The organism is Bradyrhizobium sp. SRS-191 (assembly GCF_024586915.1).
Classification (GTDB): domain Bacteria; phylum Pseudomonadota; class Alphaproteobacteria; order Rhizobiales; family Xanthobacteraceae; genus Bradyrhizobium.
The window spans coordinates 44,723-67,377 of the sequence record NZ_JANBVS010000008.1; the positions used below are offsets into that span (position 1 = coordinate 44,723).

21 protein-coding genes are annotated in these 22,655 nt (G+C 64.4%); 13 read left to right on the plus strand and 8 right to left on the minus strand.

The features are described from left to right. Window positions 1-45 precede the first annotated feature (45 nt). The 8 genes from ugpB to NLR35_RS16160 all read left to right on the plus strand — a co-directional run bounded on the left by ugpB (window position 46) and on the right by NLR35_RS16160 (window position 7,063). Window positions 46-1,362 carry a sn-glycerol-3-phosphate ABC transporter substrate-binding protein UgpB gene (gene ugpB, locus NLR35_RS16125; RefSeq protein ID WP_257167519.1) on the plus strand — a complete coding sequence of 439 codons (1,317 nt, stop codon included), beginning with the start codon at window positions 46-48 and terminating at the stop codon, window positions 1,360-1,362. 70 nt (window positions 1,363-1,432) lie between these two features. Next, a complete protein-coding gene (ugpA, locus tag NLR35_RS16130; protein ID WP_257167521.1) occupies window positions 1,433-2,314 on the plus strand; it encodes a sn-glycerol-3-phosphate ABC transporter permease UgpA in 882 nt (293 codons plus the stop codon). Next, a complete protein-coding gene (gene ugpE, locus NLR35_RS16135) occupies window positions 2,314-3,162 on the plus strand; it encodes a sn-glycerol-3-phosphate ABC transporter permease UgpE (protein ID WP_257167522.1) in 849 nt (282 codons plus the stop codon). The genes ugpA and ugpE overlap by 1 nt, the downstream gene beginning before the upstream one ends. A 113-nt stretch (window positions 3,163-3,275) precedes the next feature. After that, entirely contained in the window at window positions 3,276-4,355 is a 1,080-nt protein-coding gene (locus tag NLR35_RS16140; RefSeq protein ID WP_257167523.1) for a sn-glycerol-3-phosphate import ATP-binding protein UgpC, read from the plus strand. Between the two features lie 134 nt (window positions 4,356-4,489). Next, entirely contained in the window at window positions 4,490-4,915 is a 426-nt protein-coding gene (locus NLR35_RS16145; protein ID WP_006613108.1) for an Hsp20 family protein, read from the plus strand. Between the two features lie 58 nt (window positions 4,916-4,973). After that, the gene (locus tag NLR35_RS16150) at window positions 4,974-5,237 is read left to right on the plus strand and encodes a DUF1150 domain-containing protein (RefSeq protein ID WP_006613107.1); all 264 of its coding nucleotides are present in this window, start codon (window positions 4,974-4,976) and stop codon (window positions 5,235-5,237) included. Window positions 5,238-5,376: 139 nt separating this feature from the next. Further along, the gene (locus NLR35_RS16155) at window positions 5,377-5,883 is read left to right on the plus strand and encodes a GNAT family N-acetyltransferase (RefSeq protein WP_257167525.1); all 507 of its coding nucleotides are present in this window, start codon (window positions 5,377-5,379) and stop codon (window positions 5,881-5,883) included. Window positions 5,884-6,112: 229 nt separating this feature from the next. Next, window positions 6,113-7,063 (plus strand): sulfotransferase domain-containing protein, encoded by a 951-nt coding sequence (locus NLR35_RS16160; protein WP_257167527.1) that lies wholly within the window; start codon window positions 6,113-6,115, stop codon window positions 7,061-7,063. Here the strand turns inward: NLR35_RS16160 and ptsN are convergent. The 7 genes from ptsN to NLR35_RS16195 form a co-directional block, all read right to left on the minus strand. Further along, window positions 7,024-7,485 carry a PTS IIA-like nitrogen regulatory protein PtsN gene (gene ptsN, locus NLR35_RS16165; protein WP_011923380.1) on the minus strand — a complete coding sequence of 154 codons (462 nt, stop codon included), beginning with the start codon at window positions 7,483-7,485 and terminating at the stop codon, window positions 7,024-7,026. The genes NLR35_RS16160 and ptsN overlap by 40 nt on opposite strands. A gap of 328 nt (window positions 7,486-7,813) precedes the next feature. Further along, window positions 7,814-8,416: a ribosome hibernation-promoting factor, HPF/YfiA family gene (gene hpf, locus NLR35_RS16170; protein ID WP_006613104.1), complete on the minus strand. Its 603-nt coding sequence runs from the start codon at window positions 8,414-8,416 to the stop codon at window positions 7,814-7,816. A 90-nt stretch (window positions 8,417-8,506) separates the two neighbouring features. Continuing rightward, a complete protein-coding gene (gene rpoN / locus NLR35_RS16175; protein WP_257167528.1) occupies window positions 8,507-10,144 on the minus strand; it encodes an RNA polymerase factor sigma-54 in 1,638 nt (545 codons plus the stop codon). Between the two features lie 212 nt (window positions 10,145-10,356). Continuing rightward, window positions 10,357-11,394 (minus strand): LPS export ABC transporter ATP-binding protein, encoded by a 1,038-nt coding sequence (lptB, locus tag NLR35_RS16180; RefSeq protein ID WP_257167529.1) that lies wholly within the window; start codon window positions 11,392-11,394, stop codon window positions 10,357-10,359. A gap of 367 nt (window positions 11,395-11,761) precedes the next feature. Continuing rightward, window positions 11,762-12,463, minus strand: a complete 702-nt coding sequence (locus NLR35_RS16185; protein WP_257167530.1) for an LptA/OstA family protein — start codon at window positions 12,461-12,463, stop codon at window positions 11,762-11,764. Between the two features lie 4 nt (window positions 12,464-12,467). Further along, entirely contained in the window at window positions 12,468-13,169 is a 702-nt protein-coding gene (lptC, locus tag NLR35_RS16190) for an LPS export ABC transporter periplasmic protein LptC (protein ID WP_257167531.1), read from the minus strand. A 170-nt stretch (window positions 13,170-13,339) separates the two neighbouring features. Further along, complete coding sequence (locus NLR35_RS16195) at window positions 13,340-13,954, minus strand: ribonuclease D (RefSeq protein ID WP_257167532.1); 615 nt, start codon at window positions 13,952-13,954, stop codon at window positions 13,340-13,342. Between the two features lie 699 nt (window positions 13,955-14,653). On the opposite strand from NLR35_RS16195, the gene NLR35_RS16200 reads away from it, so the two are divergent. From NLR35_RS16200 to NLR35_RS16210, 3 genes are all read left to right on the plus strand, one after another. Continuing rightward, complete coding sequence (locus NLR35_RS16200) at window positions 14,654-15,625, plus strand: TRAP transporter substrate-binding protein (RefSeq protein WP_257167533.1); 972 nt, start codon at window positions 14,654-14,656, stop codon at window positions 15,623-15,625. A 127-nt stretch (window positions 15,626-15,752) separates the two neighbouring features. Then, window positions 15,753-16,298, plus strand: a complete 546-nt coding sequence (locus tag NLR35_RS16205; protein ID WP_257167534.1) for a TRAP transporter small permease — start codon at window positions 15,753-15,755, stop codon at window positions 16,296-16,298. Then, window positions 16,289-17,581: a TRAP transporter large permease gene (locus NLR35_RS16210; RefSeq protein ID WP_257167535.1), complete on the plus strand. Its 1,293-nt coding sequence runs from the start codon at window positions 16,289-16,291 to the stop codon at window positions 17,579-17,581. The genes NLR35_RS16205 and NLR35_RS16210 overlap by 10 nt, the downstream gene beginning before the upstream one ends. A gap of 401 nt (window positions 17,582-17,982) precedes the next feature. Here NLR35_RS16210 and NLR35_RS16215 read toward each other — a convergent pair whose 3' ends face one another. After that, window positions 17,983-19,434 carry a hypothetical protein gene (locus NLR35_RS16215; RefSeq protein WP_257167536.1) on the minus strand — a complete coding sequence of 484 codons (1,452 nt, stop codon included), beginning with the start codon at window positions 19,432-19,434 and terminating at the stop codon, window positions 17,983-17,985. A gap of 100 nt (window positions 19,435-19,534) precedes the next feature. Here NLR35_RS16215 and NLR35_RS16220 point away from each other — a divergent pair, with 100 nt between their 5' ends. Together NLR35_RS16220 and NLR35_RS16225 are read left to right on the plus strand one after the other, a co-directional pair. Then, on the plus strand, window positions 19,535-20,419 hold the full coding sequence (locus NLR35_RS16220; RefSeq protein ID WP_257167537.1) for an NAD(P)-dependent oxidoreductase: 885 nt from the start codon (window positions 19,535-19,537) through the stop codon (window positions 20,417-20,419). A gap of 84 nt (window positions 20,420-20,503) precedes the next feature. Next, complete coding sequence (locus NLR35_RS16225; protein WP_257167538.1) at window positions 20,504-20,914, plus strand: hypothetical protein; 411 nt, start codon at window positions 20,504-20,506, stop codon at window positions 20,912-20,914. Window positions 20,915-22,655: the final 1,741 nt, after the last annotated feature.

Here is a 22,655-nt window from a genome sequence, read left to right on the forward strand (position 1 = left end):
GTTAACGGCCGCCACGACGATGACGTTCATGGGAGGATCTTTTTGATGTCATTTCGACACTTCGCTGCTGTGACTGCCGTTGCAGCGACCTTTGGTTTTGCTGCTTCGCCTGCACTCGCTGTGACTGAAATCCAGTGGTGGCACGCCATGACCGGCGGCAACAACGACATCGTCAACAAGCTCGCGGAGGAGTTCAACGCCTCGCAGAGCGACTACAAGGTCGTGCCGACCTTCAAGGGCGCTTATCCCGATACGATGAACGCCGGCATCGCCGCGTTCCGCGCCGGCAACGCGCCTCACATCATCCAGGTGTTCGAGGTCGGCACTGCGACGATGATGAGCGCCAAGGGCGCGATCAAGCCGGTTTATGAGCTGATGAAGGACGCCGGCGAACCGTTCGATCCGAAGGCCTATCTGCCGGCGATCACCGGCTACTACTCGACCTCGAAGGGCGACATGCTGTCGTTCCCGTTCAACTCGTCGTCCATGGTGATGTGGATCAACAAGGACGAGCTGAAGAAGGCCGGCGTGGCCGAGATCCCGAAGACCTGGCCGGAGGTGTTCGAGGCGGCGAAGAAGCTGAAGGCGGCCGGTCACGACACCTGCGGCTTCTCCAACGCCTGGGCGTCCTGGGCCAATATCGAGCAGTTCTCCGCCTGGCACAACGTGCCGATCGGCACCAAGGCCAACGGCCTCGACGGCTTCGACACCGTGCTCGAGTTCAACAGCCCGCTGCACGTCAAGCACCTGCAGAACCTCGTCGAGCTGCAGAAGGACAAGACCTACGACTATTCCGGCCGCGGCTCGGCCTCCGAGAGCCGCTTCGGCTCCGGCGAATGCGCGATCTTCCTGACCTCCTCGGGCTACTACGCGACCGCCAAGAGCACCGCCAAGTTCGACTTCACCTCGGCGCCGATGCCGTACTACCCTGAGGCCCAGGGCGCTCCGCAGAACTCGATCATCGGCGGCGCCTCGCTGTGGGTGATGGGCGGCAAGACGGCCGACGAGTACAAGGGCGTCGCCAAGTTCTTCACCTTCCTGTCGGACACCAACCGCCAGGCCAAGCTGCACCAGGAGTCGGGCTACCTGCCGATCACCAAGGCGGCCTATGAGAAGACCAAGGCGGACGGCTTCTACGAGAAGAACCCGACCCTGCAGACGCCGCTGAAGGAGCTCACCAACAAGGAGCCGACCGAGAACTCGCGCGGCCTGCGCTTCGGCAACATGGTGCAGATGCGTGACGTCTGGTCGGAGGAGATCGAGGCGGCGCTGGCCGGCAAGAAGACCGCCAAGGAGGCGCTCGATTCCGCCGTCGCCCGCGGCAATGCGATGTTGCGCACCTTCGAGAAAACGGCCAAGTAAGGCCCTCCCTGAGGCTTCCCCTCTTGCCGAGGGGAAGCCTCGTCTCTGTCCCTCCCCCGCGGCGCGCTCCATGGAAAAGTCGGTCGTCTTCAACGGCAAGCTGTTGCCTTACCTGCTGCTGGCGCCGCAGCTCGCGATCACGCTGATCTTCTTCTACTGGCCAGCCAGCCAGGCGATCTGGCAGTCCTTCCTGCGCGAGGACGCCTTCGGCCTCAATTCCGAATTCGTCGGGCTCGAGAACTACCAGGCGCTGTTCGCCCAGCCGGAATATTACACCGCCATCGGGACCACCGTGGTGTTCTCCTCGCTGGTCACGGTGCTGTCGCTCGGCGTCGCACTGCTGTTCGCCACCCAGGCCGACAAGAACCTCAAGGGCGCATCGGTCTACAAGACGCTGATGATCTGGCCCTATGCGGTCGCGCCGGCGATTGCCGGCGTGCTGTGGTTCTTCATCTTCCATCCGACCCTGGGCACCTTGGCGCGCCCGCTGCGGTTCATGGGCTTCAATTGGAATCCGATGCTCGACGGCACTCACGCGATGATCCTGGTCGTGATGGCCGCGGTCTGGAAGCAGGTCGCCTACAATTTCCTTTTCTTCCTCGCCGGCCTGCAGGCGATCCCGAAGAGCGTGATCGAGGCCGGCGCGATCGACGGTGCCGGCCCGCTGCGCCGGTTCTGGACCATCATCTTCCCGCTGCTGTCCCCGACCACCTTCTTCCTGCTGGTCGTCAACATCGTCTACGTGTTCTTCGAGACCTTCGGCATCATCGATGCGGTCACCGCGGGCGGCCCGGCGGGCTCGACCACGACGATGGTCTACAAGGTATTCGCCGACGGCCGGCTCGGCGGCGACCTCGGTGGCTCGGCCGCGCAATCGGTCGTTCTGATGGTGATCGTCATCGCGCTGACCGCGATCCAGTTCCGCTACGTCGAGCGCAAGGTGCAGTACTGATGGTCGAGCATCGCCCGCTCCGGGATCTCGTCGCCTATCTCGTGCTCTCGCTGGGCGTCGTGATCTTCGCCTTTCCGGTCTATGTCGCCTTCGTGGCCTCGACCTATGATGCGGCGACCGTGGTCAGCGGCAACCTGCCTCTCGTCCCGGGCGGCCGCATGCTGGAGAACTACTACCGCGCGGTGTTCGTCGGCGGCTCGCGGTTCATGAACCAGCCGGTCGGCGTGCTGCTGGCCAATTCCTTCATCACCGCGATCGGCATCGCCTTGGGCAAGATCTTCATCTCGATCCTGTCGGCGTTTGCGATCGTCTATTTCCGCTTTCCCTTCCGCAAGACCGCGTTCTGGATCATCTTCATCACCCTGATGCTGCCGGTCGAGGTCCGCATCTACCCGACCTACAAGATCGTCGCCGACCTGCGCATGCTGGACACCTATGCCGGATTGATCCTGCCGCTGATCGCGTCCGCCACCGGCACGCTGCTGTTCCGCCAGTTCTTCATGACCATCCCTGACGAGCTGCTGGAGGCCTCGCGCATCGACGGCGCGGGTCCCCTGCGGTTCTTCTGGGACACGCTGCTGCCGCTGTCGATGACGACCGTGGCGGCGCTGTTCGTGATCCAGTTCATCTACGGCTGGAATCAGTATCTCTGGCCGCTGCTGATCACCACCAAGGACTCGATGCAGACCATCGTGATCGGCATCAAGAAGATGCTGACCACCACCGACGAGCTCGCCGAATGGCAGCTCGCGATGGCCACGGCCGTGCTGGCGATGCTGCCGCCGGTCGCCGTCGTCGTCTTCATGCAGCGCCTGTTCGTGAAGGGCCTCGTGGAGACGGAAAAGTGAGGGGGGCGAGTAGCGAGTGGCTGACAGCGAATAGGGTTTCGCTGCCGCCTGAAGGTCCGCTCCCTCACCCCCTATTCGCTACTCCCCATTCGCCATTCGCTTCCAGGTAACCCATGGCCAACGTCACGCTCCGCAACGTCCGCAAGGTCTATCCCGGCGGTTTCGAGGCCATCAAAGGCATCGATTTCGAGGTCGGCGACGGCCAGTTCTGCGTGCTCGTCGGCCCCTCCGGCTGCGGCAAATCCACGCTGCTGCGGATGGTCGCCGGACTGGAGACGATCTCGTCGGGCGAGATCGACATCGGCGGCCGCATCGTCAATGCGATCGAGCCGGCCGAGCGCGACATCGCCATGGTGTTCCAGAACTACGCGCTCTACCCGCATATGAGCGTGTACAACAACATGGCCTACGGGCTGCGCAATCGCCGCGTGCCGGAGAACGAGATCAAGACGCGGGTCGAAGATGCCGCACGCATCCTCGAGCTCGGCACCATGCTCGAGCGCAAGCCGCGGCAGCTCTCGGGCGGCCAGCGCCAGCGCGTCGCCATGGGCCGCGCCATCGTGCGGCAGCCGAAAGTCTTCCTGTTCGACGAGCCGCTGTCCAACCTCGATGCCAAGCTGCGCATTGCGATGCGGGTCGAGATCCGCAAGCTGCAGCGCCGCCTCGCCACGACGGCGATCTACGTCACGCACGACCAGCTCGAGGCGATGACGCTGGCCGACATTCTCGTGGTGATGAACGGCGGCAAGGTCGAGCAGATCGGCAACCCGCTCGAAATCTATCAGAAGCCGGCGACGACCTTCGTGGCCTCGTTCATCGGCGCGCCGCCGATGAACCTGATGCCGATCGAGGCCGTGCGGGCGCAGCTCCACGGCGCGGACGCGGTTCCCGCGGAAGCCGGGCAGCTCGGCATTCGCCCCGAGGATTTCGAGCTTGGCGACACCGTGCCGGCCGGCGGCATCGGCCTCGACCTCAGGGTCGACGCGATCGAGCATGTCGGCGCCGAGACCTATGTCTATGGCGCCCGCCAGGACGTGGGCCACAATGACAGCCTCAGCGCCACGGCGAACGACGTCATCGTGCGGCTGCCGGGCACGACGGCCCCCGACATCGGAAGCCGGATCCGCGCCGTGGCGCCGCGGACGAAGCTGCATATGTTCTCGGCCGACGGCCGGCAACGGCTGGCCGTTTAAGCCCTTCCACAGACGACCATTCTGCCCCTTCCGGGGGTGCTTGAACGCGCGCGCGTTCGTGCCCATATTGTTGCTCAAGGGGTGCCGTCAGGGCCCTGATACATCAAAGTCGCTTCGAGAGGACTTTGTAAACCATGTCTCGTGTTCCTTCGCTCTCCAGCCCGTTCCTTCTGGGCTTCGACGAGATCGAGCGTGTGCTCGACCGCGTCGTCAAAGGTGCCGACGGCTACCCGCCCTACAATATCGAGCGGTTCGAACGCACCAATGGCCAGCCCGAGCGGCTGCGGATCACGCTGGCGGTGGCGGGTTTCACCCGTGACCAACTCGATGTCACCATTGAGGAAAACCAGCTCGTCATCCGTGGCCGGCAGCAGGACGACAAGACCCGGCAATACATTCATCGCGGCATCGCCGCGCGCCACTTCCAGCGCACTTTCGTGCTGGCGGAGGGAATGCATGTGCTCGGTGCGGACCTGAAGAACGGACTGTTGTCGGTCGATCTGGCCAGGCCGGAGCCTGAGCGGATCGTTAAGACAATAGCGATCAATGAACACGAATAATGGTTTGATGGAACGAGTAGCGGACTCGACCGCTTGAGTCTCAGAAGGAGTCGAGACCATGACTGAAGGTAATGTTGCGTCGGAATCCCCCGTCTCCCTGGAGTCGCTGGCGACCTTGGGCGAGGGCCACATCGCTTACGTGAAGCAGATCCGCTCTGAAGACGTGCCCGGACTGTTTCCGCAGGCTCCGCAGATCGCGCCGGGACTGAAGCTGTTCGCACTGCATGCCGCTGACGGCACGCCGATCATGCTCACCGACAGCCGCGAAGCCGCGATTGCGAACGCATGGAGCCACGAGCTCCAGGCCGTGAGCGTGCACTAGGAAGATCCAGCCGGTGACGGTTGTCACACCGGCGCCTTGTGAGACCCATGCGCTCATGCATTGATCCAAGGGGCGGCCCTCTGCGAAGAGGACGGCCCCTTTTTCATGCTCCTCGAGACTCTCTGCGGGACGTCCATCGATGCCGCCGCTGATCGCACCGCTAAGTTCAGCCGAATTGAGAGCACAGCCGGCGCTCGCCGCCGCGCTGCTGGCGCTCAACAACGCGCATGCCGCCGAGCTGTCCTGGCTGACGCCGGAAGGCCTCGCGCTATTGCTCGATCACGCCTGGCGCGCCAGCCGCGCCGGCACGGCCGATGCGCTGCTGATTGCGCTGGACGAGACGGCGCCCTACGACAATCCGAATCATCGCTGGTTCCGCGCCCGCTACGATCGCTTCGTCTATGTCGATCGCGTCGTCATCGCGCCGGCCGCGCGCGGCCAGGGGCTGGCGCGCATGCTCTACGCGCAATTGATTCGAGACGCCGAAGCGGCGGGGCATCAGCGCATCGTGTGCGAGGTCAACGTCGATCCGCCAAATCCGCAGTCCGATGCCTTCCACGCCGCGCTCGGCTTCGAGACGCTGGCGACGGCCAGCATCCATGCCGGCGCCAAGACCGTGCGTTATCTGATGAGATCGCTGCGATAGCCCGGAACGACGGCGCGGCCGGCCAGCAGCCGGCTCGAGAGATTTGTTTCCATCGATGTCCATCGCGGGCCGATTTACGATCAGACACGACCCGGTCAGGTTTCAGGCGAAGCTGTCCAATCCTTAAGTTGTCCCTGATGCGCCACGCGCTAGTCCGATGTGCGACGAGCATGTGTGGGGATGATGAATGCAGGGATCACCGCTTGATGCAGGCGTCTTTCGAGAGCTCATGCGCGGGACCATCCCCAACCGGCACGTCTTCCTGAACAGTCCTCCGGCAGGGCCGAGCCCCTGTTACGTGATCTGCAACAGCGTGCCGAAAGCGGGCACTTACCTGCTGGTCGAACTCGTCAAGGCGCTCGGCGGTCATGTCGATGTCGGTTATCACACCTACACGTCTTCGATCAGCAAACTGAACCCCGACGGTTCGCTCGACTACGGGCGCGCGCTTCCGGCGCCACTCTGGGCGTCGGCGATGAGCCCGGGTTATTTCTGCGCCTCGCATACCGAGTACTATCCGTATCTCGAGCAGTATCTGCTGGGCAGACCGGAACATAAGATGCTGTTCATCGTCCGCGACCCCCGCGACATCGTCGTGAGCTGGGTCGACTTCGTCTATCACTCGGCAGCCTACCCGAAGATGCGAAAGTGGAATGCCTATCGGCGCGCCGCCGGATCGGCCGCTTATCCCGACGATGCCGCCCGCATCACATCGACCATCGACTCTCTGCCGGCATCGGGCATCAAGAACTTCATGAGCTGGCTGGACTCGCCGGCCTGCCTGACCGTGCGGTTCGAAGAGCTCTATGCGGAGCTCGCGGCCGACGACAGGGCGGCGCCGTCATATCCCGTCCTTCATCGCATCTGCGACTATCTGGGTGTTCCGCGCAGGACGGCCGCCGAACTGGATGTGGTCGGCCGCGGCCTGACGTCATCAGGACGCGAGCGAAAGATCGGCATCTACAAGGAGCGGATGAGGCCGCATCATTTCGACCGGCTGCGGAGCGAGGAATTTCAGGAGCTCGTCGTCGAGTTCGGCTACGAGCCGACGCCCGAAGCCCCGCGCCAGAACGGGGCTGGTGCCGCACGCAGGCTCGCCGGCAGGCTTACGCGGTCCTTGCAGCGAGGAGCGAGACGACGTCAGGCCGCCGAGGCCGGCGGCAGCGCCAGCACGGAATAGATCGCCTGGGCATCGCGCGAGGCGCGGAGCTTCTTGGCGACGTCCTGGTCGCGCAGCAGCCGCGCGATACGCGCCAGGGCCTTCAGGTGATCGGCGCCGGCGCCTTCGGGGGCGAGCAGCAGGAACACCAGGTCGACCGGCTGGCCATCCATGGCCTCGAAATCGATCGGACGCTCGAGCCTGGCGAACAGGCCGAACAGCTTCTCCAGCTTCGGCAGCTTGCCGTGGGGAATGGCGACGCCGTAGCCCACCGCCGTCGTGCCGAGCTTCTCCCGCTGCAGCAGGACCTCGAATACGCTCCGCTCGTTCTGCCCGGTCAGCGCAGCCGCACGCGCCGCCAGCTCCTGCAGCGCCTGCTTCTTACTGATGACCTTCAAAGCCGGCAGGATCGCCTCGGGTGCGACCAGATCGGTAATCGGCATAGGGCGTTCCGAGGTGATTGAACCGTCAGGGTGCGAAATAGGTCGGGACAGACCGGCGTCAAGAAGTTGAGGCCGCAGGCGGGCTTAACCCGTGTCCAATGCGAGGCGCTTCTACCCCAACGCAACGGCGGTGCCAACTCCCGCAAGCATGTTCCGGCAGCCTATCCTTAAAGATCGCCGGAGCGTGGCGACCTGAAGGCGCCAAGGCGCCGGCCCGGCGCGCAGCACCCATGCGCAGCCGTGGCGTGACGTCGCAAGCGGCCTGCCAAGGACCTGATCCGGAACCCGTTTTCGCGTCGCGACCGAACGGAATTCGCCGCCCGTACGACTACGGTTTGACCGCGGGCGGATCGACCCAGCCGATGTTGCCGTCCGCGCGACGGTAGATGATGTTCACCCGCCCGCTGGAACCGTGCTGAAAAACCATGCAGGGCGCACCCGAAAGATCGAGCTCGAGCACTGCCTCCGACACCGACAGGCGCTTCAGCGCAGTGGTGTTCTCGGCGATGATGACGGGATTGTAGCCCGTGATCTCCTCGTCGCCCTCGGCGGGGGCCTCGATCACGTAGCTCGGCGCATCGAGCAGCGCGCCGTCGAGGCCGGCGAGCGCGGCGCTGGCCGCATGGGATTTGCGCGCCGAACGGTCCTTCAGCCGGCTTTTGTAGCGGCGCAGGCGCTTTTCGATCATCAACAGCGCCTGATCGGCGCTGGCATAGGCATCCGGCGCGTTCGATTCGGCCTCGAGCGTGATCCCCGAATCAAGGTGCAGTGCGCAATCGGTCTTGAACCCGAAGCCGTCCTTGGAGAGCGTGACGTGGCCGGAATAATTGCCGTCGAAATATTTGCGCAGCACCTCGTCGGTGCGCTCGCTGACGCGGCCGCGCAGCGCTTCGCTGACGCTGATGCTCTTTCCGGAAATCCGCAGGGTCATGTGTCGCCTCGATTCATGTGAACCGATGATGACACTAAGCCTATTTGGTTAAGGCGCAATCGCGGGGCACGGTCAAACTGACCGTAGCGGTCAAACTGACGCGGTATCCCGCGTCCGGTCGGCGCTGGCCGGCGACGAAAGTGCATGCGCCAGCATGCTCTGCTTGTCGCGGCGGCGCTGCACCGAGGACGGGATCCGCATCGCTTCCCGGTATTTCGCGACCGTGCGGCGCGCGATGTCGATACCGGCGGCGCGCAGCTTCTCGACGATGGTATCGTCGGAGAGAATTGCGGAGGGATCTTCCGCATCGATCAGCTGCTTGATGTGGTGCCGCACCGCTTCCGCAGAATGCGCCTCGCCGCCATCGGCTGATGCAATCGAGGCGGTGAAGAAATATTTCAGCTCGAAAGTGCCGCGATTGGTGGCCATGTATTTGTTGGCGGTGACACGCGACACCGTCGACTCGTGCATCTGGATCGCATCCGCGACGGCCTTGAGATTCAGCGGACGCAGATGCGCGACACCATGGGTGAAGAAGCCGTCCTGCTGGCGCACGATCTCGGTCGCCACTTTCAGGATCGTGCGGGCGCGCTGATCGAGCGCGCGCACCAGCCACGTCGCGTTCTGAAGACAATCGGTGAAGTACGACTTGTCGCCGTCCTTGCGGATCGTCTTCGACAGCTCGGAGTAATAGACCTGGTTCACCAGGACGCGCGGCAGCGTGTCGCTGTTGAGCTCGACCAGCCAGCCGCCGTCGGGACCGGGACGCACATAGACGTCGGGCACCATGGTCTGCGTGCGCGTCGTGCCGAATTTGAGGCCAGGCTTCGGATCGAGCCGCCTGATCTCGCCGATCATGTCGACGAGATCCTCGTCGTCGACGCCGCACAGCTTGCGGAGGGCTGCAAAGTCGCGCTTGGCGAGGAGGTCGAGATGCTCGATCAGCGCCTGCATCGCGGGGTCATAGCGGTCGAGCTCGCGCAGCTGGATCGCGAGGCATTCGCTCAAGTTGCGCGCGCAGATGCCGGGCGGATCGAAGGTCTGCAGCACGCCCAGCACCGCGTCGACGTCGGCCTGCTCGGCGCCGAGGCGGTCGGCGGCCTGGCCGAGATCGACCGGCAGATAACCGGCTTCGTCGACGAGATCGATCAGGTATTGGCCGATCATGCGATCGGCCGGCGAGACGAACGCCACTGCGGCCTGCTCGGCGAGATGGTCCGACAGCGTCGTCTCGGCTGCGACGAAAGCTTCGAGATTGTAGTCCTCGTCGCCGGAGGCGCCGCCGCCCCATTCGGTGTAGGTCGTGGGCGCGGCGTCCTGGGCGGTACGCGCCGCAGCTTCCGCCGGCTCCTCGGAAAACACGTTTTCGAGCCCGGAATCGAGGGTCTGTTCGATCTCCGTACGGCTGCCGAGATCGCGGCTCATCCAATCTTCCGGCGCGCTCTCGTAGCTCTCGCCGCTGCTGCTGCCGCCCTCGCCGAAATCGTCGCCACCGCTCTCGCCGCCTTCGGAGAACTCGGCGCGCTCGGACATCTGCTGCTCGCCGGCAACCGGCGCTTCCGGGCCGTCGCTCGCGCGCTCCAGCAGCGGATTGCGCTCCAGCTCCTCTTCAACGAACGTGGAGAGGTCGAGATTGGACAGTTGCAGGAGCTTGATCGCCTGCATCAGCTGCGGCGTCATCACCAGCGACTGCGACTGGCGGAATTCTAATCTCTGCGTCAACGCCATGGGAGCAAGAACATTCCCTTACTGGTCCAATTCTTGCTTATCCTAATCTGCGCGCGATGTACACGGCTTGACGAATAAGAAAAACGGAGTATGGCGCGCCGCGGAAGACGAGATTACCGTCCTCGCAAACCGCTTGCAGATAGCCTTGATCGCAGCGTTTCGACCGACTGTCGCAGGGACGACAAAAGCCGCCAAACACCGCGTCCGTAATCCTACAGCCTGAACTCCTCACCGAGATACAGCCGTCGCACGTCGGGATCCGCGACGATCTCCTCCGGGCTGCCTTCGGTGAGAATCTGTCCGGCATAGACGATGTAGGCGCGGTCGGTCAGGCCGAGCGTCTCGCGCACGTTATGGTCGGTAATGAGGACGCCGATGCCGCGGTTGGTGAGATGGCGCACCAGCTGCTGGATGTCGCCGACCGCGATCGGATCGATGCCGGCGAACGGCTCGTCGAGCAGCATGTAGTTCGGGCGCGTGGCGAGCGCGCGCGCGATCTCGACGCGGCGGCGCTCGCCGCCGGACAGCGCGATCGACGGCGACTTGCGCAGCCGCGTGATGGTGAACTCTTCCAGCAGCGCATCGAGCTCGCGCTCGCGCTTCTTGCGCGAGGGCTCGACCACCTCGAGCACGGCGCGGATGTTCTGCTCGACGGTGAGGCCGCGGAAGATCGAGGCCTCCTGCGGCAAATAGCCGATTCCCAATCGCGCGCGCTGATACATCGGCAGCCGCGTGACGTCGTGGCCGTCGAGCTCGATGGCGCCGCGATCAGCCTTGATCAGGCCGGTGATCATGTAGAACACGGTGGTCTTGCCGGCGCCGTTCGGCCCGAGCAGGCCGACGGCCTCGCCGCGGCGGACATAGATCGACACGCCGCGCACGACCTGGCGGCTGCCGAAGCTCTTCTCGATCGAATGCACCGCCAGGAAGCCCGGCCGGCGCAACAGCTGCGGAGCACCGACTGCGCCATTGTTGCGCGGCTTGGCCGGCGCGGGCTGCGAGGCCGGCCGCTTGCGCTGGATCTGCTCGGTGTTCTGCGGCGAGCGCGGATTGATACGCATCGACGGCTGCTGCTCGTTGCGCACGGCGTCATTGCGAACGGAATCGGCGAGCACGGCCAGGGGATCGTCGACCTGCGCCGGATTGATGAAGGGATCGTCCATCGAGGTGATATCGTCGCGACGGCGCGCGGAGCCTCGCTGGCCACGCTTGGCGGGACGCCCACGAAACATGCCGAGTAGATCCACCATCCTCGCTTCGCTTACGCCCTTCGAAGCTGCCCGTCACCGACCGCAGCGCTGGCTCGCCCGCCCACCGCGAGCGAACGCATCTCACCTGCCCTGCGGATCAATAGGAAGCGCAGGACCGGCCAAAGCGCGGATTACCCGCGCTCCGGAGTTTGTCGTCTGACGGCGAGGTCACGGGTCGCATCCGACGGACACGAGCGGTCGCAAAATCGCAATCGGCGCCCGGCACCGCGCTCCCACAACCACGCTCAGCACGCCCGAGGCGGCCTGGCGGCTGTGGTCCCGCAATGCGAACAGCCCGTGTCGCTAGATAGAGGCAGGTGCGGCGCGGTTCAACTGGAGCCGGAAGCGATTTGCTAAATAGTTGAGTTCACTTTGGTTTGCCGAGCGGCACCGGCGCACCAATCGCGACCGGCGAGCCGGATGGCCCGGGCGACGATCCGCAGCCGCCACCGGCGCCTGATCCCGATCCTGATCCTGCGTTCGGCAGCAGCACCTGCACGCCGCGCCCACCGTCGGATTCGACCCGCGACACACCGGTGGTCATGTCGACGGTGAGGCGGTCGCCCCGCATCACGTTCTTGCACTGGGTCATGACCACGCCGCCCTGCATCGTGATCATGTTGGTCTTGGTGTCGTAGACCGCGGTCTCGCCGGTCACGACCTGATCCTTCTGGGTCACCTTGACGTCGCCGCGGGCCTCCATGCGGCGGATCGCCGAGCTGCCCTCCGGGCCCGGCGTAGCGGCCGGCGCGGCCTTGGCCGGCTTGGCGCCGCCCGGCTGGGCGCCGCCGTCATAGAACACCACCAGCGACTTCGAGGTCATGGTGGTATCGCCCTGCACGACCTTGACGTTGCCGGAGAAGGTCGCCTCCTTCTTCTTGTCGCGCATCTCCAGCGACGCAGCCTCGATCTGAATCGGCTGGTCGCGGTTCTGCGAGAAGCCCTGAAGCGCATTCTGCTGGCCGGTTATCGCGCTCTGCGCCTGCGACGGAACGGGCGACGCGAGCAGCGCCAGGACGGCGAATCCGGCAGCAGGGATGAGGGCGGACTTGAAACGGCACGGGGTCATTTGATCACTTCGTGTTGCGGGCCGCACGGCCGGCATCGGCGCTCGCGGTCGTGGCCGGGGCGGCATTCATGGTATCGAGGTTCATCACGACATTGCCCTCGAAGCGGATCACCTCGCCATTGTCGGTGATGCGCAGCCGGTCGGCGGAGAGCGTGCCGTTGGTCAGCTTGACGTCGACCCGCTCGTCCGAGCTCACCGTCCCCTTGGCCATGTCGACCGAGGCGCGGCTCAGGCGCGCCTCGTAGCCGGTCGAGGTCGTCAGCAGGATGTCCTTCTTCAATTCGAGCTGCTGCTGCTTGGTGTCGAACACGCCGGTGTTCGCCCGCAAGGTCACGGTCGACTGGTCCTCCATCAGCACCTTGGCGCGGAGGATGTTGAGTTCGACGTGATCGGGATCTGTGAGGTCCTGCACCGCGCTGTGGGCGACGAGATCATACGGCCGCTGGTCCGGCGTGAAGCCGGTCAGATGCGGTGTCTCCATGGTGATCTTGCGGCCGGAGATGACGAGATTGCCGGAAAGATTGTTGGTCTCGACCGTGACACGGAAATCATTGAAGAAGGCGACGTAGAGAACGACCGCCATCGCCAAGCCCACGGCGGTCGGCACGGCGATCCGCAGCGCGCGCACAAAGCGGCTGTGGCGCGCCGCGACGGCAAAGCGCGCCTGCAAGGTGGGATCATAGACCGGGTTCTGGACCGAGTTCACCAGGGCTCCGACACCGAAGGCGAGCGCCGAAACAGCTCGCGGACATCGCGCATCCTACCATGGGCGCGTCAGCCATTGCAGCCTGGAACTGGCGCGAAATCGCGACGCAGGACGCCGGCAATCATTAAGAGAGATTAATGATCCTGAACGCGCCGTCGATTCGGCCCGGCTCACGAATGCGCAAAGATGTCCTCGGCCTCGAATCCGCCCAGATCGAGGGTGGCCCGGTGCGGCAGGAACGCGAAACAAGCTTGCGCCAGCGCCAGCCGCCCTTCGCGGGCCAGCATCACGTCGAGCTTCTCGCGCAGCGCATGCAGATGCAGCACGTCGGAGGCGGCGTAAGCGAGCTGCGGCTCGCTCAAGGTATCGGCTCCCCAGTCGCTCGACTGCTGCTGCTTGGAGAGATCGACATTGAGCAGTTCGCGCACGAGATCCTTGAGGCCGTGGCGGTCGGTATAGGTCCGCGCCAGCCGCGAGGCGATCTTGGTGCAGTAGACCGGCTGCGGCATCACACCGAAGGTATTGAACAGCGTCGCGACGTCGAAGCGCGCGAAGTGGAAGATCTTGGTGACATCGGGATTGCCAAGCAGCGCCTTCAGGTTCGGCGCATCGGTGTGTCCCTTGGGGATCTGCACCACGTCGGCCGAGCCATCGCCAGGCGACAGCTGCACCACGCACAGCCGGTCGCGGTGCGGATTGAGTCCCATCGTCTCGGTGTCGATCGCAACCGAATTGGTGTAGCGGGAGAGATCGGGCAGGTCGCCACGGTGCAGGCGGACGGTCATGGGGTTCAAAACCTCGGTCGAATCAGGGTCGGGCGGGTCGGACCGACCCGGCGCCGCAGGACGCGGTGAAGCCCGGATTTAGCCCGGCGCAGGTAACCATCCGGCAAACGCAGCCGGCTCGGCTCCGGAATGAGGTGAGGGAATGCCAGCCCGGCGGCTCCGGCGCAAGTCCGGAGGACAGGCGCCGCCCCGACATTACCCCGCCGAACGTTCACTCGTCGCCAAGTTGGCTCATACAGCGGCGCGGGCATTGAGGCGGACAGCTCGCGCCTCGAATTCCGCCGTCATCCCGGACAAGTCCGCCGACGCAACGCGCGGGCGGGCGTAGATCCGGGATTCATCACCACAGGACGTCGTGAGGCGCGCAGAACGGGCGGCCTGCCAGTTTCAGACATCACGCGGTATGGACGACACCGATGGGTGAAGCCACAGCTTCGCACCACACACCATTGGTGGACGAAGCCCCTACTCCCGTCACACGCCAATCACGCGAGCTCATCCGCCTCTTCGCGCCGCAGCGATCCGCATCATCGATCGATCCAACTCTTGCATTGATCAATGCCGCAATTGGCTTGGACAGAAAATGCCGCGGGCCCTACGCGTGATATTGGCGCTTGACTTCGCATCTGGAGTGGAGCGACCCAAGGCGGCCTGCTGCATCTGCCTACAACGACATAATCAATCAAGGAGGAAGCCCAGATGAAGACACTTTCAGCGCTCATTGCGGCCGCCGTGCTGGCGGTCACCTCGCCCTTGGCGATGGCGCGCGATTTCCGCTCTGCCGACGTGCATCCCGCCGACTATCCGACCGTCGAAGCGGTCAAGTTCATGGGCAAGCAGCTCGCGGCGGCCAGCGGCGGCAAGCTCGGCGTCAAGGTGTTCCCGAACGGCGCGCTCGGCTCCGAGAAGGACACGATCGAGCAGCTCAAGATCGGCGCGCTCGACATGATGCGGATCAACTCGTCGCCGCTGAACAATTTCGTGCCCGAGACCGTCGCGCTCTGTCTGCCCTTCGTGTTCCGCGACACCCAGCACATGCGCAACGTCCTGGACGGCCCGATCGGCGACGAGATCCTGGCCGCCATGGAGCCGGCCGGACTGATCGGCCTCGCTTATTACGACAGCGGCGCCCGCTCGATCTACACGGTCAAGGCGCCGGTCAAGTCGCTCGCCGACCTCAAGGGCCTGAAGATCCGCGTGCAGCAGTCCGACCTCTGGGTCGGCATGATCCAGAGCCTCGGCGCCAACCCGACCCCGATGCCCTATGGCGAGGTCTACACCGCGCTCAAGACCGGCCTCGTCGACGCCGCCGAGAACAACTGGCCGTCCTACGAATCCTCGCGTCATTTCGAGGCCGCCAAGTTCTACAACGTCACCGAGCACTCGCTGGCGCCTGAAGTCCTCGTGATGTCCAAGAAGGTCTGGGACACGCTCAGCAAGGAAGACCAGGCGATGATCCGCAAGGCGGCCAAGGACTCGGTGCCGGTCATGCGCAAGCTCTGGGACGAGCGTGAGGAGACCTCGCGCAAGACCGTCGAGGCCGCCGGCGTCCAGGTCGTGACGATCGCCAACAAGCAGGAGTTCGTGGATGCGATGAAGCCGGTCTACCAGAAGTTCGCCGGCGACGAGAAGCTCTCGAGCCTCGTCAAGCGCATCCAGGACACGAAGTAAAAGACACGAAGTAGAAGTTACGACGCCGGAAATCACGGCGTCGAACACGCCGACCAAGAACAACAATCACACGGTCCGGCGTCGTCGCCATCGGCGACGCCGGATGCAAGCCAGGGGAGGGACGGGAATGACAGACCCACATGTCGGCGACCACGAGCACGGTGAGGGGCGCCCGTCACGCGGCCCGCTGACGCGGATCAACGCCGTCATCGCGCGGCTGGGCATGTATCTGTCCGTCGCCGGCCTGCTCGTCATCGTCACCATCGTGTTCTACCAGGTGTTCGGACGCTACGTGCTGAACTCCAGCCCGACCTGGACCGAGAACCTGGCGCTGGTCCTGATCCTCTATGTCACCTTGATCGGCGGCGCCGTCGGCGTCCGCGACGCCGGACACATCGGCATGGACAGCCTGCTGGTGATGCTGCCGGACTCGACGCGCGAGAAGATCGAGCTTGTGATCCACGTCCTCGTCGCGCTGTTCGGCCTCGCCATGGCCTACAATGGCTGGATCCTCGGCGCCTCCGTCGGCACCGTGAAGATCGCCAATCTCGGCCTGCCAGAGCTCGTCCGCTACGTCCCGCTGGTCGTCTCCGGGCTGCTGATCGTCTCCTTCTCAATCGAGCACATCATTGCTCTCCTGCGCGGTGAAGAGGTCATCCCGTCATGGAACTGATCATTCTCGGCGTCACGTTCTTCGGCTTTCTCATCCTCGGCGTCCCCGTCGCCTTCGCGATCGGCCTCTCCGCGATCTGCACCATCCTCTATGAGGGCCTGCCGGTCGCGGTGATCTTCCAGCAGATGATGTCGGGGATGAACATCTTCTCGTTCCTGGCCATCCCGTTCTTCGTCTTCAGCGGTGAGCTGATGCTGCATGGCGGCGTCGCCGACAAGATCGTGCAGCTCGCCAAGAACCTGGTCGGCCACATCCGCGGCGGCCTCGGCATGTCCAACGTCGTCGCCTGTACGCTGTTCGGCGGCGTCTCCGGCTCGCCGGTCGCCGACGTCTCGGCGATGGGCGCGGTGATGATCCCGATGATGAAGAAGGAAGGATTCGACACCGACTACGCCGTCAACGTCACCACCCACGCCTCGCTGGTGGGCGCGCTGATGCCGACCAGCCACAACATGATCATCTATGCGCTGGCTGCCGGCGGCAAGGTGTCGATCGGCGCGCTGATCGCCGCGGGCCTGTTGCCGGCGCTGGTGCTGATGGTCTGCATGCTGGTCGCCGCCTACGCCGTCGCGGTGAAGCGCGGCTATCCCGCCGGCAAGTTTCCGGGCTGGGCCGAGGTGGGCCGCTCGTTCGCGGCGGCGCTGCCGGGCCTGCTGATCGTCGGCATCATCCTGGCGGGCATCCTCTCCGGTGTCTTCACGGCCACGGAGTCAGCGGCCGTCGCCGTCACCTACACGATCGTGCTGACGTTCTTCATCTACCGCACGATGACCTTGCCCAACTTCCTGCGCGCCGCGGCCAAGGCGGTGAAGACGACCGGCGTGGTGCTGCTGCTGATCGGCGTCTCCACCATGTTCCAGTACCTGATGGGACTCTACGAAGTAGCCGATTTCGCCGGCGACCTGATGAGCAAGGTCTCTTCGCAGCCCTGGATGATCTTCCTGCTGATCAACATCATCCTGTTCCTGCTCGGCACCTTCATGGACATGGCGGCGACGATCCTGATCTGTACCCCCATCTTCCTGCCGATCGCGATGAAGGCCGGTATGGACCCCGTGCAGTTCGGCATGCTGATGCTGATCAACTGCGCGCTCGGCCTCAACACCCCGCCGGTCGGCACCACGCAATTTGTCGGCTGCGCCATCGGCGGCATCTCGGTCGGCGCCGTCATGCGCACGATCCTGCCGTTCTACGCCGCGCTGATCGCAGCACTGATGTTCGTGACCTACGTCCCGGCGTTCTCACTCTGGCTGCCGCGGCTGCTGATGGGGTACAAGGGATAGATCGAGAGAGGTCGCTGGTTTTGTTGGCCGGCCCCGGCCAGCAAACCGCGCCTGCCATGGTTTGCTGACAACATTTGCTGACATCGTAGGGTGGGCAAAGGCGCGCCTGACAGCGAGATGGTTACGCAGTCTCGCGCGCGCCGTGCCCACCGCCTCGCGCCGAGATCAAGATGGTGGGCACGACGCACCATCAACAGCGCAAGCCGTGATATCTCGCGACGCGCCTTTGCCCACCCTACGGCCTGCCAGCCCCCCTCCGCTGTCGTCCCGGACAAGCCTGCCGACGCAACGCGTCGGCGGGCGCGGCTCCGGGACCCATGGCCACCGGCTGTCATGAGGCGCGCGGAACGTGCCGCCTGCCCATTGCGTACATCAGGGGCTCGGAGCCCGCGCCTCGACGGTCACTTCACGCAGGACCGCGCGACGATGCCGATCTTGCGGCGGTCGCCGGCAAGATCGAATTCCAGCCCCATCGCGGTCTCCGAGTCGACCTTGCCGATCCGATCATAGTCGATCTCGATTCGCTTGGCCGCCTCCAGGTCTGCCATCGTCGCGCCGACGATCTGCCCCGTCGTCTGCGGGCCGAGCGGGCTCGCGTCCAGCGCGACCAGCTTGAACGGATAGCTGCGCCTGCCGTGATCGCTGACCAGGAACACCTGGCGCTCCGTCATGATGTCCCGCATCGTCTGCTCGAACGTCCCGCTATCGTATTTCCAGTTCGGAATCATCGCGAGATGGACGATCGAGGCGTCGCCGCGGCAATACAGGCGCAGGCGGAAGTTCACGAACAGGGACCGGTTGAAGATTTCGACATAGGCGCCGCCGCCGCCGAACGGCTCGACAGTCATCGGACTCGCGTATTTCCAGCTGATCTCGATGCCGAGATCGACGACCTCCTGCCGCGTCAGCCATCGGACCTTCCCCCGCGTCGAGGCGGCCAGAGCGAGCAGTCTCGGACTGGCATCCATGCGCAGGACGTAGTCGATCAGGCTCCCCATCATCGCCTGGTCGGCAGCCCGGACGGGCTCGCTCGCGGTCCTGGCCTTGGGCTCCTTGCTCGGCTCGGGGTCGAGCAGCTGCCTTAAGCCGAGCTCGCCCCCTTCGGCATGCCGCCTGACGCCGCCGAGGAACGCCAGCACGCAGGCCGATGCACAATGACCGGGATCCCAGCCGCCTTCGATGGTGTTGATGAATCTGCCGTCCGCATCGAGCGTCCCGGAGGTCTTGCCGACCCGGCTGTGCAGGTTCTCCTCGCGGATCATCTCGCCAAGCCGCATCGCAGCCGTGAGGTCGCCGCCGGGCGAGTTGAACCTGATGTCATATCCATCCCTCCCCTTGGCGAGAAACTGCCGAAACACTTCCGGCGTATCGCGCTGGATGGTGCCCTCGGCCGCGATCCACGAGCAGCCGTTGCAATTGCCGGTATCGCCGGCGTTGAAGAACTGCATCGGCTTGGAGGCATCGTAGTTGAACGTCTCATCTGCGGCTGAGGGCTGCGGGCCCAGTGCGGCGATAATGCCGAGCAGGACGGGCGCCACCAGGCGGAGAGACGAGCGGCGGTCCGCAGCCGCAAGGTGCTTTGCGCTGGTGTAGATCATGAACGACATGGATCGTGTCCGTGACGACGAAAAGGGAACGGAATCGACGGCCGGAGCCGAGGCAATGGCAGGAATGTGCGAGAGGCGGCGGATGGCAAAATCTTGCATGACGTCGCCCGCTGCAGTGCTGAACGAAGCCGGTGCAGCGAGCAGGAGAATGCTACCGCCAGCAATCACAGATCGCAAGCGCGCCCCTCTACCCCTGAGCCCTACGCACGCCGCCGGCACGACTGCCAGGGCCGGCTCGATCGACACCGACAAATATTCAGACGACTATCCGGAGCAGGACCGGGCCCAGCCGCAGCGCGGCGTCTTGGTCGATTGCACCGGCACGGCCGAGTGAAAGGAGCTTGCAATGGTGGCGATCGGATTCATCGGTTTGGGCGTGATGGGCGAGCCGATCTGCCGCAATCTGGCACGGAAGTCCGGCGCGACGGTGTACGGCTTCGATCGTGCGGACGCGCAGCTGGAGCGGCTCGCCGCGGTCGGCGTCATCAGGGCCGCATCGCTCGCGGAGCTGGCGCGCGAGGCAGATGTGATCTTCATGGCGTTGCCGAGCGGCAAGCATGTCCAGGCCGTGTGCGACGGCGATAACGGCCTGCTCCGCCACGTCGAGGCGCGTCACACCATCGTCGACCTCGGCACCTCGCCGGTGCAGGCCAGCCGGGAGTTGGCCGCGCGTTTCGCGGCCAAGGGCGCCGCCTTCGCCGATGCGCCGATCGCCCGCACCCGGCAGGCCGCCGAGGACGGCACGCTGAGCGTGATGGTCGGAGCCGACGCGGCGACGTTCGACCGGCTGCGGCCGCTGATCGGGACGTTCGCCACCGACATCACCCATTGCGGCGGCGTGGGCGCCGGCCAGGTCGTGAAGATCCTCAACAACATGGTGCTGATGCAGACCGTGGTCGCGCTCGGCGAGGCGCTGGAGACCGCCAAGCGCGCCGGCCTCGATCCCCAGCTGCTGTTCGAGACGCTCGCTAAGGGCTCCGCCGACAGCTTCGCGTTGCGCAACCACGGCATGAAGGCGATGCTGCCCGACACATATCCCGAGCGCGCCTTCTCGACCGAATATGCGCGCAAGGACATCGGCTATGCGCTGGATCTCGCCAGGTCGGTCCAGATCGATCTGCCGGGCGCGGAGCTTGCCGACCGACGGCTCGGCGAGGCGATCGCGGCGGGCTATGGCGATCTGTATTGGCCGGTGCTGGCCCGCGTGATCGCGGCGTCACGGACGGAGTGAGCAGGACATCGGGCTTTCATGGTTGGCCCCTTCCGGAAATGCGCGAACTTCTTGTGACAGAGCCATCGGTGGCTAGAATTGCGCATGTTTACAAATGTGAACACCTTGCTCGGAGCCGAGATGATCCGCGATGGCGGGTCTCTTGCCGTGTCGTTCTGCGACGAACGTAACGCGGAGTGGATCGTTTTCTTGCCGCTTCGCTCGATCGATCACGGAGATCGAATGGAGAGACTCGGCTTCGATGAACCCTTGCTGATCGACGCATCCCCTGAAAACCGTCCGGCAGACAGCCCAGGCATTCAGTATAGCAAGCTGTCTGGGCTCAGTCAGACTTTGAGCTGGGTCGAGGCTCAAGCCTTGGCCTTGGAGTTAGCCGCACGTTCGGCTGAGTTAGATCAGCGGGCAGCGGAATACCTGACGATGCTGTGCTTTGCCATCAATCGGCAAGGCGAGTTGCCGCCAAGCATGGATCGTTTTCTTAGAAATGGAAGGTAGCAGCGGCGACACTGCAAGCGGCTCAGAACGTGCCGCTTGCATTATCAGGATATCACACAGTATGGGATCCCGCGTTCGTGAGAACGACACAGTTGGCTGCAGGTGAGCAAGCTGCCCTCCACCGTCATTGCGAGGAGCGAAGCGACGAAGCAATCCAGGGCGGCGCCCGGAGCCCTGGATTGCTTCGCTTCGCTCGCAATGACGGTGGAGTTGTCCGCATGGCTTCCATGCGCAAATTGCCCGTCGTGCCAGTCTGTCGCAGCATTTCCCCTTGCACCGTCGGGCAAATCAGCTGCACATTTCCGCGCGTCCCTGCTGCCACATGAGGGGCGTGTCGCGACCGTCACGAGACGTTGGCAGTGGGATGCGATGGGCGTGTGTCGGCGCAGCGTGACGTAGTTCACGCGGACGAACGATCGATGCACGCACGGTCAAGTCGCGCGGTCCTGATATCCCGATGCTGATATCAAGCTTGCGACGTCGCTGACGCGACGCGCAGGGGATGGTGGCCAGCAAGCCGGCGCACCAGGGAGAACGCGAAGCAGCCGTTAAAACCGTTGCGCAGGGAAGGCCGGATGATCCGGCGCGTACCTGTGGTTCCTGCCGCCAGCATTTTCTTATCGCTGGCGGGCCATGGGTGCGACCGGCACCCGGCCTTCCCTGCGCCCTCTGTTGATAGAGGGCGGTGAGTTTCAGCACAGCTCGGGCACGTCATGTCGCGAGGACGAGAGCGCACGCATTCAATTCTGTCGCGGAGGCAACGCTGCGCACGCCAACCTCCGCCGTCGTCCCTGCGAACGCAGGGACCCATAACCACAGGGTGCAGTTGTATTGCGTGGGACTGGCCGCCTGCCTGTTTCAGACATCTCGCGGTATGGGTCCCTGCGTTCGCAGGGACGACACCTGTTGTTTGGCGGCCACCCTGGCCTTTCAGGCCGGCTCCCAAAGATTAAAGGGTGCCAACCGAAGATCTGCGGCGAACGCCAGCGAAACGCGAAGCGTGTCGTCCGACGTCAACAGATTCAGCCATGTCCGAGGAAAATGAAAACCCGAGCCTCAGCTCGGCGGCGCCACGCGAAGCTCGAAGAGCGAAGCGTGGTGCCCAGGAAAGGATTGGGCTGCCATCGAGATTGCGCGTTGATTTTGCAGACGAATTTCGACCGCCGGTGTCTCTGTGTGTACCAGCGCCGTGTACCGTGTCAACAGCAGCTGCACGTGAGCGTGGCTTCGAGCGCTACGACCGCGATGGCTTCTACATCTACCCCGCGAAGAAGTAGGCCCCAGGGGCCGTCTCTGGCGGGTGGACTGGCTGTCCCATCGGGTAGAAATTAAATCTGCGGTAGCGCGGCCAAGGCCCTGTTGTCCTCAACCGGACAGCCAGGCCCTGCTCCAGGGCAGCGGATTGAACGGTGGGCGCTCGGTCTGAGCTATGAAACCGTGCGGTAGGTGAAGTGCTGCGGGCAGGCGATAGGATGGACCACACCCAGGTCCCTCCGCATGCGGCAGAAACCCGGCTGCTCGGCTGGCCCGACCAAATGGAAGCCCATCGCGGACGCATATCCTTTCCAATCATCGAATGCGGCAAACTCGATCACGGAATTGGTCCGGAGCTGATCTATCGTCGTCATGGGTCACCCCTTCTGGAACTCCGACAACATGGTCACCGGTCAATTCCCGCGCAAGTGGGGAGACTGGTTCGGCCTCAATCGATGGTGGGTGATCCCTGCTGATAGCCATGGTC